Raw genomic sequence first — 16,597 nt, 5'->3', positions numbered from 1 at the left:
TTTATATAAAAATAAGCTCTAAATTGATATTTTAAAATTCAATTTAGAGCTTGTTTTTATAGATTATATTCTTGCTACACCCGATTCTCTAGCAGCTTTTTTAACAGCTTCTGCCACATTATCTGCAACGGTTTTATCAAATGCCTTTGGTAATATATGATCTGTACTTAATTCTTCTTCTTTCACCGTATTAGCCACTGCATAGGCTGCAGCTATTTTCATTTCTTCATTTATGTCACTTGCCTTCACATCTAAGGCTCCTCTAAATACTCCTGGGAATGCTAATACATTATTTACCTGGTTAGGGAAATCACTTCTTCCAGTTCCCATAATGTAAGCTCCTGCCTCTTTAGCTAAATCAGGCATAATTTCTGGTACTGGATTAGCCATGGCAAATATAATTGACTTTTCATTCATAGAACTTACCATTTCCTTAGTTACAATATTAGGTGCAGAAACTCCTATGAATAAATCCTTTCCTACCATTATATCTCCTAATTTTCCCTTTTCATTATTTTTATTAGTTATCTTAGCCATTTCCTTTTGAGCCCAGTTTATATCAGGGCTATCTAGTGTTATAGCTCCATTAATATCACTCATTACTACGTTTTTAATTCCCATGTTTAATAAGAGTTTAGTTATGGCAATACCAGCAGAACCGGCTCCATTTACAACGGCCTCTATATCTTCAATTTTCTTATCTACTAACTTTAATGCATTTATCACTCCTGCTGCCACTACTATGGCTGTACCATGTTGATCGTCATGAAACACTGGAATATCTAATATTTCCTTTAATTTAGATTCTATTTCAAAACATCTTGGTGCTGCTATATCCTCTAAATTTACTCCCCCAAATACAGGTTCCATAAGTTTTACAGTTCTCACTATCTCATCCACATCTTGAGTATCTAAACAAATAGGAAATGCATCCACATCTCCGAAAGCCTTAAACAATACAGCCTTCCCTTCCATTACTGGAATAGATGCACTAGCTCCAATATCGCCTAAACCTAATACGGCACTTCCATCACTAACTACAGCTACTAAATTTCCCTTTGATGTATATCTATACACGTCATCTTTATTTTTATGTATTTCTCTACAAGGCTCAGCTACTCCTGGAGTATATGCTGTAGATAAATCATCCTTATTTTTAACTTCTACTTTACTTACTACGGCTATTTTCCCCTTCTTTTCTTCATGGATTTCTAATGCTAATTTATTATAATCAGCCATTATTAACTCCTCCTACTTTTCGTATTTTGCTCTTTCTGTCTTATATACATTGTTTCCTTCACTATCTATTACAGCTATAACTGGAAAATCCTCTACTCTTAATTTTCTTATGGCTTCAGGTCCTAAATCCTCATACGCCACAATTTCTACTTCCTTAATAGAGTCAGCAATTAGTGCTCCAGCTCCTCCTATGGCAGCAAAATAAATAGCCCCATACTCTTTCATACCTTCTATTACTTCGTCACTTCTACTTCCCTTACCTATCATACCATTTAATCCTAGTTTCAACAAAGGTACTGTTAAATCATCCATTCTATAACTAGTAGTTGGTCCAGCTGAACCAATTACTGCTCCTGGTTTTGCAGGGGCAGGTCCCACATAATATATTATTTGGTCTTTTACATCAAAGGGTAATTCTTCCCCTTTATTCAATGATTCTATTAATCTTCCATGGGCCGCATCTCTTCCCGTATATATGGTTCCTGTAATATATACAGTATCTCCAGCCTTTATATCTTTAAGCTTTTCTTCTGTTAAAGGTGTTGTTATCTTCTTTATACTCATATTATTCCCTCCCCCTATATAACTCTTTCTTCATGTCTTGAAGCATGACAATTAATATTAACAGCCACAGGTAATCCTGCTATGTGAGTAGGGAAGGTTTCCACATTTACTGTTAAGGCCGTTGTTCTACCGCCTAACCCCTGTGGTCCTATACCTAAATTATTAATCTTTTCAATTAGTATCTCTTCTATTTCTTTTATATGTTCTTTGCTACTTGCTTCTCCAATAGGTCTAAGTAATGCTCTTTTAGCCATGTTACAGGCCTTATCAATTGTTCCTCCAATTCCAACACCTACTACTATAGGTGGACAGGGATTAGGACCAGCTTGAGACACTGCATCTACTACAAAATCAATTACACCCTTCATTCCATCTGATGGCTTTAACATTTTAGTCTTACTCATATTTTCACTACCAAATCCCTTTGGAGCCACAGTAATTTTCACTTTATCTCCAGGTACCATATCATAATAGATTACAGCAGGTGTATTGTCCTTAGTATTTTCTCTAATTAGGGGATCTTTGACTACAGACTTTCTTAGGTACCCTTCTGTATATCCTCTACGAACCCCTTCGTTTATAGCATCTGTAATTAAACCACCAGTTATATGTACATCTTGTCCAACTTCCACAAACACTACTGCCATTCCCGTATCCTGACACATGGGTACTTGATTATCTTTAGCTATATTAGCATTTTTAATTAAATTATCAAGTATTCCCTTACCTATAGGTGACTCTTCCTTTTCCCTAGCACAATTAAATGCATCCATCACATCTTTACCTAAATTATAGTTTGCACTCATGCACATTTCTTTTACAGATTGAATAATTTCATCAACATGAATTTCTCTCAACAATAATCCCTCCCGCTTAATCTTCTCTTCTTAATTTTAACAAATTTTGTGTAATTTTTCGACAACTTAGATTAGATTATTTTGCACTATAGATAAAGGTTAAGAGATTCCCTCCCTTAACCCTTATCTATTATACCTCAAATGGCTCATTTAATTCTTCTGTTCCCTCAAGTACAAATCTTCCGTCTCTTATAATCTCTACTTCTTCCTTCTCCTTACTTATAACCACTATAGTATCTAATGACTCATAAGGAAGGGTTATGTCCGTATGACAATTTGTATAGGCTTCATTTATATTAGTTTTTCTAAGTAATGATTTTTCATTATCCCTTGCTATAATTTCCTTTTTATCTAAGAAATTATAAACAGGTATATCTTCTGCCCAGGAGAAGCATGTGTCACCTACGGCAAAATGTGGTCCCATCTTTTCTATTATTAGGATAGGTAACTTATCCATAATGTCATATTTTTTAGCTATTACATAGGCTAATGTGTTAGTTCCTATGGCAAACTCTCCTAGTGGTAGAGTATTGTGTGGGAATATTAGATTTTCTTTTATGTATTCCTTATTTTCTTCTTCCTTTTCGAAGTTTGTGCATGAATATTCAGTTATGTATCCATCTTCAAACTTTAACTTTAAGTTATAATATCTAAATCCATCTAAATATATATCTTCCACATGTAGTACTCCATTAGTATCCTTTAAAATTGGAGAGGTAAATACTTCACCCAGTGGAATATTAACGTCAGCTACACAGTTTACAAAGTTAGTCTCTTTTTCTGGATCCTTTATTTCATGCATTTTTACATATATATCCGTATCGTTTCCGTCTTTCCCCTTAACATGGACAAATTCACCCTTGTCTAGGGCATCTATTATATGTTGTTGAATTCTTTCATATTTATTACTATCTAACATATTAATTTTTACTGTTTCTTCAAATATTTCCTCAAAGTTATGTCCTATATCTGGAGTTGGGAATGCAACTATACAAAAGCTTCTTTCCTTTTCTGGAATGTATTCCTCTATAGTTTTTCTGAGTTCATTTCTCATGTTTTGGTATAAACCTAATTGATTCTCTGATAATTTTAATCTCTCTTTTTTACTACTTGGTGAAAATGGTTCTTCTCCAAATCTTTCAATAAATAATATTCCAGAGTAATCCCTTAATTTTTCTTCATTTTCCTTAGCTTGGTTCTTAAGGCTTTCCATATATAATTTTTCATATTCCTTATTTAAATAAATAGAGTTATCAAACTTATGGTCATAATCAAATTGTTTATTGTACTCTGTAGATTGAACCTCTGCCACAAATCCATTTAAGTTATTGTCCTTTAGTTTTTTAATTATTTCCCTAGTTATTCTTTCCTGCCCCACATTAGCCACTATTCTCACATTGTGTCTCTTTGTAATATCCTTATTATCTCTAATAAAGCCATTTATGTAGGCCTTCACAATACTATCACTTACTGTGTCTATTTTATCTTGTTCATAACCATTTAAGAACTTAGCCGTATTAATTTCATTGTCACTTATATATTTTCCATACTTAAATAAATAAGATAGATCATTTAAATCAGATTTCATCACTATATTAGTATAAAAATCAAAATCTAAATCATAAGTTTCCTTAAAGAATAAATTATTATTAAGATCTAATGTGCTTGTTACATGCTCACCCATTAGAGATTTAAACTTTTCGTAATTTAATTCTTTATTTTCATGGCTAGTATAAACTTTCATGAAAAACTCATTTAACTCATTTATTTTAAATAATTTCCCTTTAAATATATAATCAACATAGTTTAAGTATTTATCATAAAATCCACAAAAGACCTGTCCCAATCCATCTCCTAGTCTATTAACTGCATAAGTAGGATTTGAATAGGATTTATTATAGTTTTCACCTATTAACTCCTTATATAAGCTATTATTCTCTTCTCTAAGGTTTTCGATAGAACCCTTGAAGTATTCTTCATTAAGTTCCTTATGAAAATCTACTAATTCTAATATTAACTTAGCCGTATGATGAAAAAATTCATCTACAGGATCTTTTGAATCTCCAGTTTTTTCCACAATTTTTTTTATTCCCTCTAGTTTCTCTTCATATCCAGTTATAGATTCATTATACACTTTGTACATATGCATATTCCCCTCCATTAGATGCTATTTTGAAACAATCCTATATATTCAATTTTAACCATTTATATCTATTATAAATCTTTTTTTCCTAAAGTTCATTAATATGTAAAAATAAAATGTGACTAGGATAAAATCCTAATCACATTTTTAAAGGAATTAAGTGAGAACAAATTTATTTTATTGGATTTTGATCTACACTCCAAATTTCATTAGCATATTGAAGTATAGTCCTATCACTACTGAATTTTCCAGCATTAGCCATGTTTAACCAACATTTTTTTGCCCATTCTAATCTATCCTTATAGGCATTATCTACTTCATCTTGTGCATCTTTATACATATTAAAATCTGCAAATATAAAATAATTATCTGCTGTATGCCAGCTAGCCCCTTCTAGTAATGACGTATATAATTCATAAAACATTCCAGTGCCACCGTCACTAAAAGTTCCATCTATTAAAGTATCTACCACTCTCCTAAGGGCTGGTATCTCTTCATAGTATTTCTTTGGATCATATGAATCCTTCATTTCTTTTATATCTTCTACTCTAAGTCCAAATATAAAGTTATTTTCTTCTCCTGCCTCTGCCACTATTTCCACATTGGCTCCATCATAGGTTCCTAAAGTTGGAGTACCGTTTAACATGAATTTCATGTTTCCTGTTCCAGAAGCTTCCTTTCCAGCTGTGGATATTTGCTCTGATACATCTGCTGCTGGGAATAGTTTTTCAGCGTAAGATACCCTATAGTTTTGCACAAATATTATTTTTATTTTTTCATTCACTTCTTTATCATTGTTAACTAAATTAGCAATCTCATTTATGAACTTTATAATTCCCTTTGCCCTAAAATATCCAGGTGCTGCTTTCGCCCCAAATATGAAGGTCCTTGGATTTATGTCCATAGTTGGATTTTCCTTTAATCTATAGTATAGATCTAATATATAAAAGGCCTTTAATAATTGTCTCTTATATTCATGAAGTCTTTTTATTTGAATATCAAATATGGACTTATCATCTACTTCTATACCTTCATTCTTCTTTATATAAGAAGCCAATTCCCTTTTCTTTTCATCTTTAATTGATAAAAATCTTTCTAACAGTTCTTCATCATTAGCATATTTTTCTAGATTTTTTAATAAATCTAAATTTTTAACCCACTCTTCAGTTCCTAAAAGTTCTGTAATAAGGGATGATAATTCTTTGTTGCAAAGCCTTATCCATCGTCTAGGAGTTATACCATTAGTTTTATTTTGGAATCTTTCTGGATATAGTTTATACCAGTCATTTAACTCTGTTTCCTTTAATATATCCGTATGAAGTTGTGCAACTCCATTTGTAGCATAAGTACCATGGATGGCTAAGTGTGCCATTCTGATCATGTCATCACGTACAATTCTCATCTCTGCGATTTTTTCTTTTTCATAATTCTTAGCCTTTAATTCTCTAATAAATTCTTCATCTATTTTTTCTATTATTTCATATATTCTAGGTAGTATTCTTTTAAAATATCCATTCCACCACTTTTCTAATGCTTCTGATAAGATAGTATGGTTAGTATAAGCAAAGGTCTTTCTCGTTACTTCCCAAGCATCTTCCCAACTTAATTCTTCATCATCTACTAGAAGCCTCATCATTTCAGGTATGGCCACCGTTGGATGGGTGTCATTTAATTGAACTGAGTTGTATTTAGCAAAATCTAGTAAATCCCTATTTAGACTCTTATGTTTTCTAATAAGGTCTTGTAGTGATGCTGACACAAAGAAATATTGTTGCTTTAATCTAAGTATTTTACCATCATCATTAGAATCATTTGGATATAATACTCTAGAAATATCTTGTGCCTTATTTTTTCCTCTTACAGCCTCATCATATTTCTGTTCGTTGAACAATTCAAAATCAAAGTCCACTAAAGGCTCACATTGCCATAATCTTAAAGTATTAATATTATTAGTTCCATAACCAATTACAGGAGTATCGTAGGGAATAGCTTTTACTATTTGATCTGCAAACCTAACTAAAACTGTATTTTCTTCTCTTCTTATAGACCATGGATCACCATATTTTAACCAGTTGTCTCCCTTTTCCACTTGAAATCCATCTACTATCTTTTGTCTAAAAATACCATGGCTATATCTTATTCCATAACCTGTTAGGGGTACATCACAAGTTGCCGCTGAATCCATAAAACAAGCTGCCAATCTTCCAAGACCACCATTTCCAAGGCCTGCATCCTCTTCTATTTCTTCTACTTTATTAATATCTATATTCATTTCATTTAATAATTCTTTTACATCTTCGTAAATACCTAAGTTTATTAGATTATTACCTAGGGCCCTTCCCATTAGGAATTCTGCTGATAGATAATAGGCTTCTTTACTTTCTTCATAAGTTTCCTTTGTACCTATCCATCTATCTACTATTTGCTCCATTATACTCTTAGATAAGGCCACATACTTTTCATGATCCTTCGCCTTTTCTAGAGTTTTTCCATAATCTATTTTAATAATTTTTTTCATAGTATCCTTAAGTGCTTCTTTGTTTAACATGAATGTCCCTACCTTCCATACAACTTAGTCATATCGTATATATTCTTAGCTAGATCCCTTGTTAAGTCTTCTTTTTTAACTCTCCATTGCCAATTGCCACCTATAGTTGATGGTATATTCATTCTGGATTTACTTCCTAAACCTAAGAAGTCTTGCATTTGTCCTATAGCCAGGTTACCTACACTACTCCAAGTACCTCTAATAAATCCCCAATGTTCCCCTTCATCTTTATTTAATTTTAAATATTTTTTAGAATACTCTATATCTTCCTTTATTCCATTTTCAAGCCATCCTGCTACAGTGTCATTATCATGAGTACCCGTGTATACTATACAATTTTTATCATAATTGTGAGGTAGATAATCACTCTCCTCCCTGGTGTCAAAGGCAAATTGTAATACCTTCATTCCAGGATAGCCACTATCTTCCCTAAACTTTATAACTTCCTCTGTTAAATAACCTAAATCTTCTGCTATTACATCTATATGTCCCATTTCCTGTTGAATAGCATTAAAAAGTTTCATTCCAGGACCCTTTACCCATTCTCCATTTATGGCCGTATCCTCACCATATGGAACTTGCCAATAGGATTCAAAACCTCTAAAGTGATCTATCCTTATGACATCATAAAGGTCTATACTTCCCTTCATCCTGTCTATCCACCACTTATATCCTGTCCCATCTAAATATTCCCATCTGTAAATTGGATTTCCCCAAAGCTGTCCCGTAGCTGAGAATGCATCAGGAGGGCATCCTGCCACCTTAATAGGATTTTTTTCTTCATCAAGTAAAAATACTTCACTATTAGCCCAAGCATCAGCACTATCTGCTGCCACATAAATTGGAATATCACCTATTATCTTTAATCCCTTTTCATTAGCATATGACTTGAGTTTTGTCCATTGTTCAAAGAATATTACCTGTAAAAAAATCCAATAATCTATTTCATCCTTTAATTCTTTTTCGTATCTTTCTAAGGCATCTTCTTTTCTAAGCTTTATATCTTCATCCCACTTTTGCCACTCTACCAAGTCAAAGGTTCCTTTAACTGCCATATATAGGGCAAAATCCTTAGCCCAAAACTTTTCTTCCTTAAATCTTTCTATTTCTAAACTATACTTTTCATAACCCTTTTTATAGGCCTTTTTTAGTATTGGCATTTTATTAAAAAATATCTTTTCATAATCTACAGATTCCACATCTTGTCCAAAGTCTATATCCTTATAATCGTCTTCTTTTAATAGACCCTCATCCTTCAGTAAATCAAAGTCTATAAAGTATGGATTCCCTGCAAAGGCTGAAAAGGATTGATATGGTGAGTCTCCATATCCCGTACATCCTATAGGTAGTATCTGCCAATAACTTTGCCCCGCCTTACATAGGAAATCTACAAATTCGAAAGCTTCCTTTCCAAAAGTTCCTATACCATATTTCCCTGGTAATGATGTTATATGCATTATAATTCCGCTACTTCTTTTCATCCTATCACCCACCTACATCTTCTTATAACATCTATATAGACATACTATTTTCAAACTCTATAAAGCCTAGCTACTTACAAGGAAATATGAATGAAAAATTTTTATAAGGTGGAACATCAGAACATCCTATGCTGCAAACAATTATGAACCTTCTATCGTAAATATAATATTCACACCCTGTAGTCTGATAGTGACTTACCTTATAAAACATTTTTCATTTATATGACCGCAGTAAGTTTAGATACACTTTGCTTGGACATAGTTTTTCTATACTTCAACTGTCTTCTCAATTACATTTCCCGACATATCTATAATTTCAAACTTAATAGTTTTAATCTCTTCATTACCAAAGTTTTCAATAGTTACTTCAAAATCCTCATCCTTCTTTTCTATAACTATTTCTATCTCAGAATATTTTCCTTCTTTAAATTCTTTAGTTAATCCATCATCATCATATAATGTATATGTGGCCCTATGTTCCACAAATGCTATTACATGTACACTAGAATTGTCCATACTATCTACATTTTTAGCTGGATTTCCTAGTACTAGCATTTTATTTTTTCTAATAAATATTGGTGCTTCTTCTAAAGGCACATCTATGTATGCATGGCCCTTTTTCATTACTTCATAACTTCTTTCATCATATCTTCTAGCCTTCCATAAAAGCATATCCTCTGGTAAATATACATATCTACCTAAACTATTTTCTTCATATACAGGAGCCACCATTAAGGAATCTCCTAGTAAAAGTTGATTCTCCACCCTCTTTGACATGGCATCTCCATAGACAAAGGATAAAGGCATAAAATACATATCCCTATTTAATATGGCTTTCATATATTCAGAATAGATATATGGTATTAAACTATATCTAATTTCAATCATATTTTTTAATATATCTTTAGTTTCTTCCTCAAAGGCATATGGCTCTTGCCTTCTCGTTCCCTTTGCTGCATGGTTTCTGTAAAGGGGTGTGAACATGCTAAATTGATTCCATCTTATTAATAATTGAGAGTTGGCATCTTCACTAAATCCTCCCGTATCTGCACCAGAATATAATAATCCACACATGCTTAGGGAAGGCATCATCTTTAAATTTAAAAGAATGTGATCCCACCATGAATGATTGTCTCCAGTCCAAATTCCAGAGTATCTATGCATTCCTATATAAGAAGATCTAGAGAACATTAAAAACCTTTTGTTTTCATCTATATGTTCAAAGCCCTCTGCTGCTGATCTTGTCATGTTGTATCCATATAGATTGTGTACATCATAGTGATTTAATCTTTTTCCATCCATATTGTGATACATGGCCTTGTAGTCTTCATCATTATTGTTAACATTCCTAAAAGTGTCCATAAGTCCAAAGAAAGTATCTATATCTAAGTTCTTTCCCTCAGATTCCTTTGCCTTATCTATTGCTTCTTTTATTCCTCTTTCTGTGTAGAATATGGCAGGTTCATTCATATCATTCCAAAATCCTTCTATACCACAATCTACAAGGGTCTTATATTTTAATCCAAACCAAAGTCTTGTGTCCTTATTTAAGAAGTCAGGAAAATGTACTTTTCCTGGCCAAACTGCTGCCACAAAGGGCTTACCATTTTCATCAGTACAGAAATAATTGTTTTTTATTCCCTCTTCATAAACTTCATAACCCTCTTCAATTTTTACACCTGCATCTATTATGGGAATTAATCTAAATCCCTTATCTTTCATCTTCTTAACAAAGTTACTAAAATCAGGAAAAGCTTTGTCACTTACAGTAAAATCCTTATATCTCTCCATGTAATCTATATCTAAATATATAGTGTCACATGGTATGTTGTTTTCAATAAACTTATTAGCAACTTCCTCTATTTCATTATTATCTTCGTAACTCCATCTACATTGTTGGTACCCAAAGGCCCATTTAGGTGGTACATAACCCCTACCAATTATATTTAAAAAGCTCTTTACTATGGCTTTAGAATTTTCACCTTCAATAATATATACATGTACATTATTATCATCTAAACTTATTTCTAAATTTTCTTTATGAGTAAATCCTATATCAAACTTTACTTTTCCCGGGTAATCTATAAACATTCCAAACTTTTCTCTACCCTCTACTATGATAAAATTGTGTGCTCCGTATAAGGATTTTTTATTAGGAGTATGATTAGGGTCATCAGAACAAAAGCTCTCATATATTCCGCCTCTTTTGTTAATTCCCCTTTGATTTTGACCTAATCCATATACAATATCTGAGTCGTCCATCTTATATGTGATTAATAAATTTTCCTTACAATTAATATTCACGTAAGGTATTTCCTTCTTGTCTATCTCTTTTCCACTTACTACTACTGCATCTGTATTTACTGGTTTTCCAAATGTATATCTAATTATTTTTTCATCAATTTTATATGCCTTCACCATAATCACCTTTTTCTATTTAATTGAACCTTGTGTAACCCCTTTAATAATGTGTTTTTGTGCAACAAAGTAGAATAATATTATTGGTATCATTGCAATAACTAGTCCTGCTAGGGCTAGATCCCATCTCTTAGAGAATTGTCCAAAGAAGTAGAACATCTTAAGAGGTATTGTATGCCACTTAGGATCATTTATCACTAATTGTGGTAATAGGAAATCGTTCCAAATCCACATAACATTTAATATGGATACAGTCACTGTAATTGGCTTTAATAATGGGAATATAATATAGAAAAATACTTGAAGCTTATTACATCCATCTATTGTTGCTGCTTCTTCTAACTCTTTAGGAATTCCCTTTATGAATCCATGGTATAAAATTATTGATAAACTAGATCCAAATCCAAGATACATAAACATAAGTCCACCTGGATTTAACAATCCCACTTTACCCATTATGTTAATAAGTGGTAGCATTACAGATTGAAAAGGTATAAGCATAGCTGCTGCAAATACTAAGAATAAAAAACTACTTAACTTAGTCTTCGTCCTCACTAACATCCAAGCTGCCATGGCAGATAGGACTATGATTATTAAACTACTACCTACTGTAATTAATAATGAGTTAGTAAATGATTTAACAAAATCTAAGGCTATAAAAGCTTCCACATAATTGTTTGTAGTGAAAAAATCCTTTGGTAATCCCATTACATCAGTGAATATACCCTTTTGAGTTTTAAAAGAGTTTGTTAAAACTATATAAAAAGGAGATAAAAATAGTAATCCACTTAAAATAGATATTATCCATAATGAAAGTTTGTTTTTATTCTTCATTACATTTCAACCTCCTTCTTCTTACTATAATAAATTTGGGTTATTGATATTGCTGCCACTGTAATTAAGAATATTACAGCCTTAGCCTGAGCTAATCCAAAGTCATTAAATTTAAATGCCGTATTATATATATTCATGGCAAGCATTTGAGTAGAATTATATGGACCTCCACCTGTTAAGGATAAGTTTTGATCATATAACTTAAAGGAGTTAGATAGTGTTAAAAACAACCCTATAGTAAATGCTGGAGCTACAAGAGGTATAGTAATATGAATTAATTTTTCAAAACTTCCGGCTCCATCTATTTCTGCAGCTTCTAGTAGTGAGTCTGGTATGTTTTGCAGTGCTGCTATATATATGACCATCATATATCCGGACATTTGCCAAGACATTAATATGACAAGTCCCCAAAATCCTGTCTGCGTATCTGCAAGCCATCCTCTTAAAAATTCAATTCCAAGCTTTGCTCCTACAGCATCAAAGCCCTTGGTGAATATAAACTGCCATATGAATCCTAATATAAGACCACCAATTAAATTTGGTAAGAAAAATGCACTTCTTAGGAAGTTACTTACTTTAAGTCCTTTTGTTACAAGTAAGGCCAATAAAAATCCTATTAAATTAATACTTATTACAGATACAATTGCAAATTTTGCTGTGAATAAAAATACATCTAAAAATTCTTTATCTTCTGTGAATATTTCTACATAATTTTTCAAACCTACCCATGTGGCATTATTGTTTATTCCATTCCAAGAAGTGAATGAATAATATACTCCCATAAACATAGGGATAATTACTACTACAATAAATGCAAATAATATAGGCCCTACGAAAATACTAAACCAACCCTTTGAAGTTTTCATCAGTAGCCTCCTTATTAAACGAGGGGGAACTCTCCCCCTCTTTTTTTAGATTATTAACTTCTTTCCTTTGTCCATCTTTCTTGAGAGTCTTTAATTAATTCATCCCAAGTCATTTCTCCTGCTAAATACTTTTGAATATTTGCTCCTAACATATCCATTCCCCATCCTGTAGGATATCCCATGAATACCCAAGGAACAGTCTTTCCAGCTTCAGCATAGGCTTTAACTGCTTTTCCTAATGAGTCCTGTGGCTCAAAGTTTTCATATCCTTTAAATGCAGGAATGAAATAGAACTTGTTAACTACATAATCTTTTCCCTTTTCAGAAGTGTATAACCAGTTTAAGAAATCTTTAGCTGCTGCCTTAGAAGCATCATCACTATCCTTGTTGATTGCCCAATGCATTGGAACTCCCACTGGAATTGAATCTTCTTTAGCTCCTACAACTGGCATTGGTAAAATTGCTAAGTTATCTGCTACCTTTTCATCTATACTCTTAACTCCACCATATACCCAGTTTCCTTGTTGGATTATAGCTACACGCTCAATTGCTAATCCTTGCTCTACTTGAGTTGAATAGTCAACTGCATTTAATTTTGCTCTAGTCTTTCCATTTGATGAATAATCTGCTTGTAAATCAATTATCTTCTTTAAAGAATCTCCATACTTAAACTCCACGTTTTTAGAGTTGTAAGCATCTAATGAACTAGGGAATTCTTGGCTAAGTGCCACATTTGATGTGTGTAATCCTGTTACCCAAGTTTCCTTTGCCGCATACTCAAATACAGCTTCTAGCGTAGGATACTTTTCTTTTAATTCTCCTGCTTTAATCTTTCCATCTAATGTCTTAACTGCTTCTTCTAAAGAAGCATAGTCTACTATTTTAGTAGGATCAATTCCTGCTGCTTCAAAGATTCCCTTATTATATACGAATCCATATCCTTCAATGTTAAATGGTAATGCATAAACTTTTCCGTCCATAGTAGCTCCTGATAATACTCCGTCAAGTGCCTTTTCTACCCATGGCTCATTTGATAAATCTTCTAACTTTGAAGTCCAATCTTTTAGATCTTGTGGACCACCAACGTTGTATATATCTGGCTCATTTCCAGATTGGAATCTAGCCTTTAGAGCTGCACCATAGTCATCTCCACCACCAACAGTTTGAATGTTGATCTTAACATCTGGATGTTCTGCTTCATAATCTCTTGCTGCATTTTCTAATTCCTTTGCTATTTCAACTTTAAATTGGAATACATCCACTTCTACTTTTCCTGTTTCTTGAGCTACTTCTTCCTTCTTTGAGCAGCCTGTAAAGAACATACTAGCAGCCATTACTAATATGATCGTTAAAGCTAATAGTCTCTTTGACTTAAACATTTTTCTTCCCCCTTAATTTTATAAGCTTATATTTTTTTCAGTATCATAATCAAATATATGACACTTATCCATGTCCACATAAAAAGCAGCCTTAGTATTAGTTTTTAACAATTTAGAATCTAGCGAATCTATTCTAGATGTGATCTGTAATTCACCTAGCTTAAAGTATATGAATGTTTCATTTCCCATATGTTCTAATACTTCAACTAATCCATCCATTTTCGCCCTAGACCCTTCTTCTTTAAGACCTATATACTCTGGTCTTATACCAAACCATACTTCTTTGCCAACATGGTCTTTAACTTTTTCAGCCTTTTCTTTTGATAATTTTAATAATGTATCATTTACTTCCACCATTAAATCATCATTTCTTTTAACTAACTTCCCCTTTATTAAGTTCATGGCAGGTGAACCAATGAATCCTGCTACAAACTTGTTTTCTGGGTAATGATATAGATTAAGTGGCGTGTCTACTTGCATTATGTTTCCCTTGTCTAGTACACATATTCTATCTCCCATAGTCATGGCTTCTACTTGATCATGGGTTACATAAATCATGGTAGTCTTTAACTTTTGATGAAGTTGAGATAATTGAACTCTCATGTGAACTCTTAACTTTGCATCTAAGTTTGATAAGGGTTCATCAAATAAGAATACTTCTGGATCCCTAACTATGGCACGGCCAACTGCAACCCTTTGTCTTTGACCACCTGATAATTGTTTAGGCTTTCTCTTTAGTAAATCCTCTAACTCTAAGGCTTTTGCTGCCTCTGTAACTCTTTTATTAATTTCATCTTTAGGCATTTTCTTCATTTTTAACGAAAATGCCATATTATCATAAACGGTCATATGAGGATATAAGGCATAATTTTGAAAAACCATAGCTATCTTTCTATCTTTCGGTGCCACATCATTTACGACTCTATCTCCGATTGATATGGTCCCTCCACTTATACTTTCAAGACCTGCTATCATTCTTAAAGTTGTAGATTTTGCACAGCCAGATGGTCCTACGAATACCATAAATTCCCCATCTTTTATATCTAGATCTATTCCGTGAACTGCTTTAAAACCATTTGGGTAAACCTTTTCCACATCCTTTAAAGTTACCTTAGCCATATTATTCCTCCTACCTTACTTTTTTACATGATTCTCTTTCTAGTAATTCTGTCTTAAGTACTATATGTTCCTGTTCTTTCTTTCCCTTTATTAAATTCATAAGTATTTCTATACTTTTTTCTCCCATCTCTTCACGTGGCTGTTTAACAGTGGTTATGGATGGATGAAAATATTCTCCAAACTCTAATCCGTCAAATCCTATTATGGATATGTCCTCAGGTATTTTATACCCTCTACTTAAGATCGCCTTAGCAGCTCCTATGGCCATAATATCTGATATGGCAAAAACTGCTGTTATATTTTCATTTCTATCTAGTAGTTTGTTCATAGCTTCAAATCCAGATTTAAAACTATAATCACCAAACTCTACTAAATCATCCTTCGGATCTATGTCATACTCCCTAAGGGCTCTCTTATACCCTTTATGCCTTAACTGTCCTACATTCGTATCTCCTTCACCAGTAGTTATAATGCCAATATGTTCATGTCCTAGTTTGCAAAGATACTCTACTGCATCGTATGAAGATTTTTCATTTTCTATGATCACACTAGAAAACTTCTCTTTATCCACGTCATCATTAATATTTATAGAAGATAATACTAAAGGTGTGTTTAACTCTACTAAGTTATCTTCTTTTAAATCATTAAAATCTCCACCTAGACAAATAAGACCTTGTAGCTTTTTTTCCTTTATTAATTGTATTGCTCCTTCTAGGTCACTAGTTACATCATCGTTGTAGTGAAGTATCATAGAATATCCTTCTTCATCAATTCTCTTTTCTATAGAATTAACTAATTCTGCAAAAAACGGATTATATATACCTTTTACTAATACTCCAATATTCTTTGAGTTACTTCTCTTAAGATTTCTAGCACTATTATTAGGTATATAGTTCACTTCATCTATGACTTTTAATACCTTTTCTCTAGTGGCGGCTTTCACATCGGGGTGATCATTAAGGACCCTGGATACGGTACTTACCCCAACCCCTGCCAACTTTGCTATATCTTTAATATTTAATGCCTTCATAGTTTCCCCTCAATTCTGAAATCGTTTTCGGAATCGTTACTGGAAACGTTTCCAATTTTCATTATAATATTATTTTAGCATAACGTTTTCATATGTCAATATATTATTAATTTGTATAA

The 16,597-nt window shown here is 32.7% G+C and carries 12 protein-coding genes; all 12 read right to left on the bottom strand.

Going from position 1 to position 16,597, the window contains the following annotated elements:
• Window positions 1-63: 63 nt before the first annotated feature.
• Window positions 64-1,239 carry an NAD(P)-dependent malic enzyme gene (locus tag CCE28_RS09035; protein WP_095133155.1) on the bottom strand — a complete coding sequence of 392 codons (1,176 nt, stop codon included), beginning with the start codon at window positions 1,237-1,239 and terminating at the stop codon, window positions 64-66.
• 12 nt (window positions 1,240-1,251) lie between these two features.
• Complete coding sequence (locus CCE28_RS09030; protein WP_334293517.1) at window positions 1,252-1,797, bottom strand: Fe-S-containing hydro-lyase; 546 nt, start codon at window positions 1,795-1,797, stop codon at window positions 1,252-1,254.
• Between the two features lie 20 nt (window positions 1,798-1,817).
• Window positions 1,818-2,660, bottom strand: coding sequence for a fumarate hydratase (locus CCE28_RS09025; RefSeq protein WP_095133151.1), 843 nt, complete (start codon window positions 2,658-2,660; stop codon window positions 1,818-1,820).
• A gap of 130 nt (window positions 2,661-2,790) precedes the next feature.
• Window positions 2,791-4,803 carry an aminopeptidase gene (locus CCE28_RS09020; protein WP_176461742.1) on the bottom strand — a complete coding sequence of 671 codons (2,013 nt, stop codon included), beginning with the start codon at window positions 4,801-4,803 and terminating at the stop codon, window positions 2,791-2,793.
• Window positions 4,804-4,975: 172 nt separating this feature from the next.
• Entirely contained in the window at window positions 4,976-7,351 is a 2,376-nt protein-coding gene (locus tag CCE28_RS09015) for a glycogen/starch/alpha-glucan phosphorylase (RefSeq protein WP_095133147.1), read from the bottom strand.
• Window positions 7,352-7,359: 8 nt separating this feature from the next.
• On the bottom strand, window positions 7,360-8,832 hold the full coding sequence (gene malQ, locus CCE28_RS22465; RefSeq protein ID WP_207652876.1) for a 4-alpha-glucanotransferase: 1,473 nt from the start codon (window positions 8,830-8,832) through the stop codon (window positions 7,360-7,362).
• A gap of 267 nt (window positions 8,833-9,099) precedes the next feature.
• Window positions 9,100-11,250, bottom strand: a complete 2,151-nt coding sequence (locus CCE28_RS09005) for a TIM-barrel domain-containing protein (RefSeq protein ID WP_095133144.1) — start codon at window positions 11,248-11,250, stop codon at window positions 9,100-9,102.
• 15 nt (window positions 11,251-11,265) lie between these two features.
• Complete coding sequence (locus CCE28_RS09000) at window positions 11,266-12,084, bottom strand: carbohydrate ABC transporter permease (RefSeq protein WP_095133142.1); 819 nt, start codon at window positions 12,082-12,084, stop codon at window positions 11,266-11,268.
• Window positions 12,084-12,950, bottom strand: a complete 867-nt coding sequence (locus CCE28_RS08995; protein WP_095133140.1) for a carbohydrate ABC transporter permease — start codon at window positions 12,948-12,950, stop codon at window positions 12,084-12,086. The genes CCE28_RS09000 and CCE28_RS08995 overlap by 1 nt, the downstream gene beginning before the upstream one ends.
• A 53-nt stretch (window positions 12,951-13,003) precedes the next feature.
• A complete protein-coding gene (locus tag CCE28_RS08990; protein WP_095133138.1) occupies window positions 13,004-14,329 on the bottom strand; it encodes an ABC transporter substrate-binding protein in 1,326 nt (441 codons plus the stop codon).
• A gap of 18 nt (window positions 14,330-14,347) precedes the next feature.
• On the bottom strand, window positions 14,348-15,448 hold the full coding sequence (locus CCE28_RS08985; RefSeq protein WP_095133136.1) for an ABC transporter ATP-binding protein: 1,101 nt from the start codon (window positions 15,446-15,448) through the stop codon (window positions 14,348-14,350).
• Between the two features lie 10 nt (window positions 15,449-15,458).
• The gene (locus CCE28_RS08980) at window positions 15,459-16,478 is read right to left on the bottom strand and encodes a LacI family DNA-binding transcriptional regulator (RefSeq protein ID WP_095133134.1); all 1,020 of its coding nucleotides are present in this window, start codon (window positions 16,476-16,478) and stop codon (window positions 15,459-15,461) included.
• Window positions 16,479-16,597: the final 119 nt, after the last annotated feature.

The sequence above is a fragment of the Anaeromicrobium sediminis genome, assembly GCF_002270055.1.
Taxonomy (GTDB): Bacteria; Bacillota; Clostridia; order Peptostreptococcales; family Thermotaleaceae; genus Anaeromicrobium; species Anaeromicrobium sediminis.
Note: the sequence above shows the minus strand (reverse complement) of the source record. Positions and strands in the feature narration are given on the sequence as shown.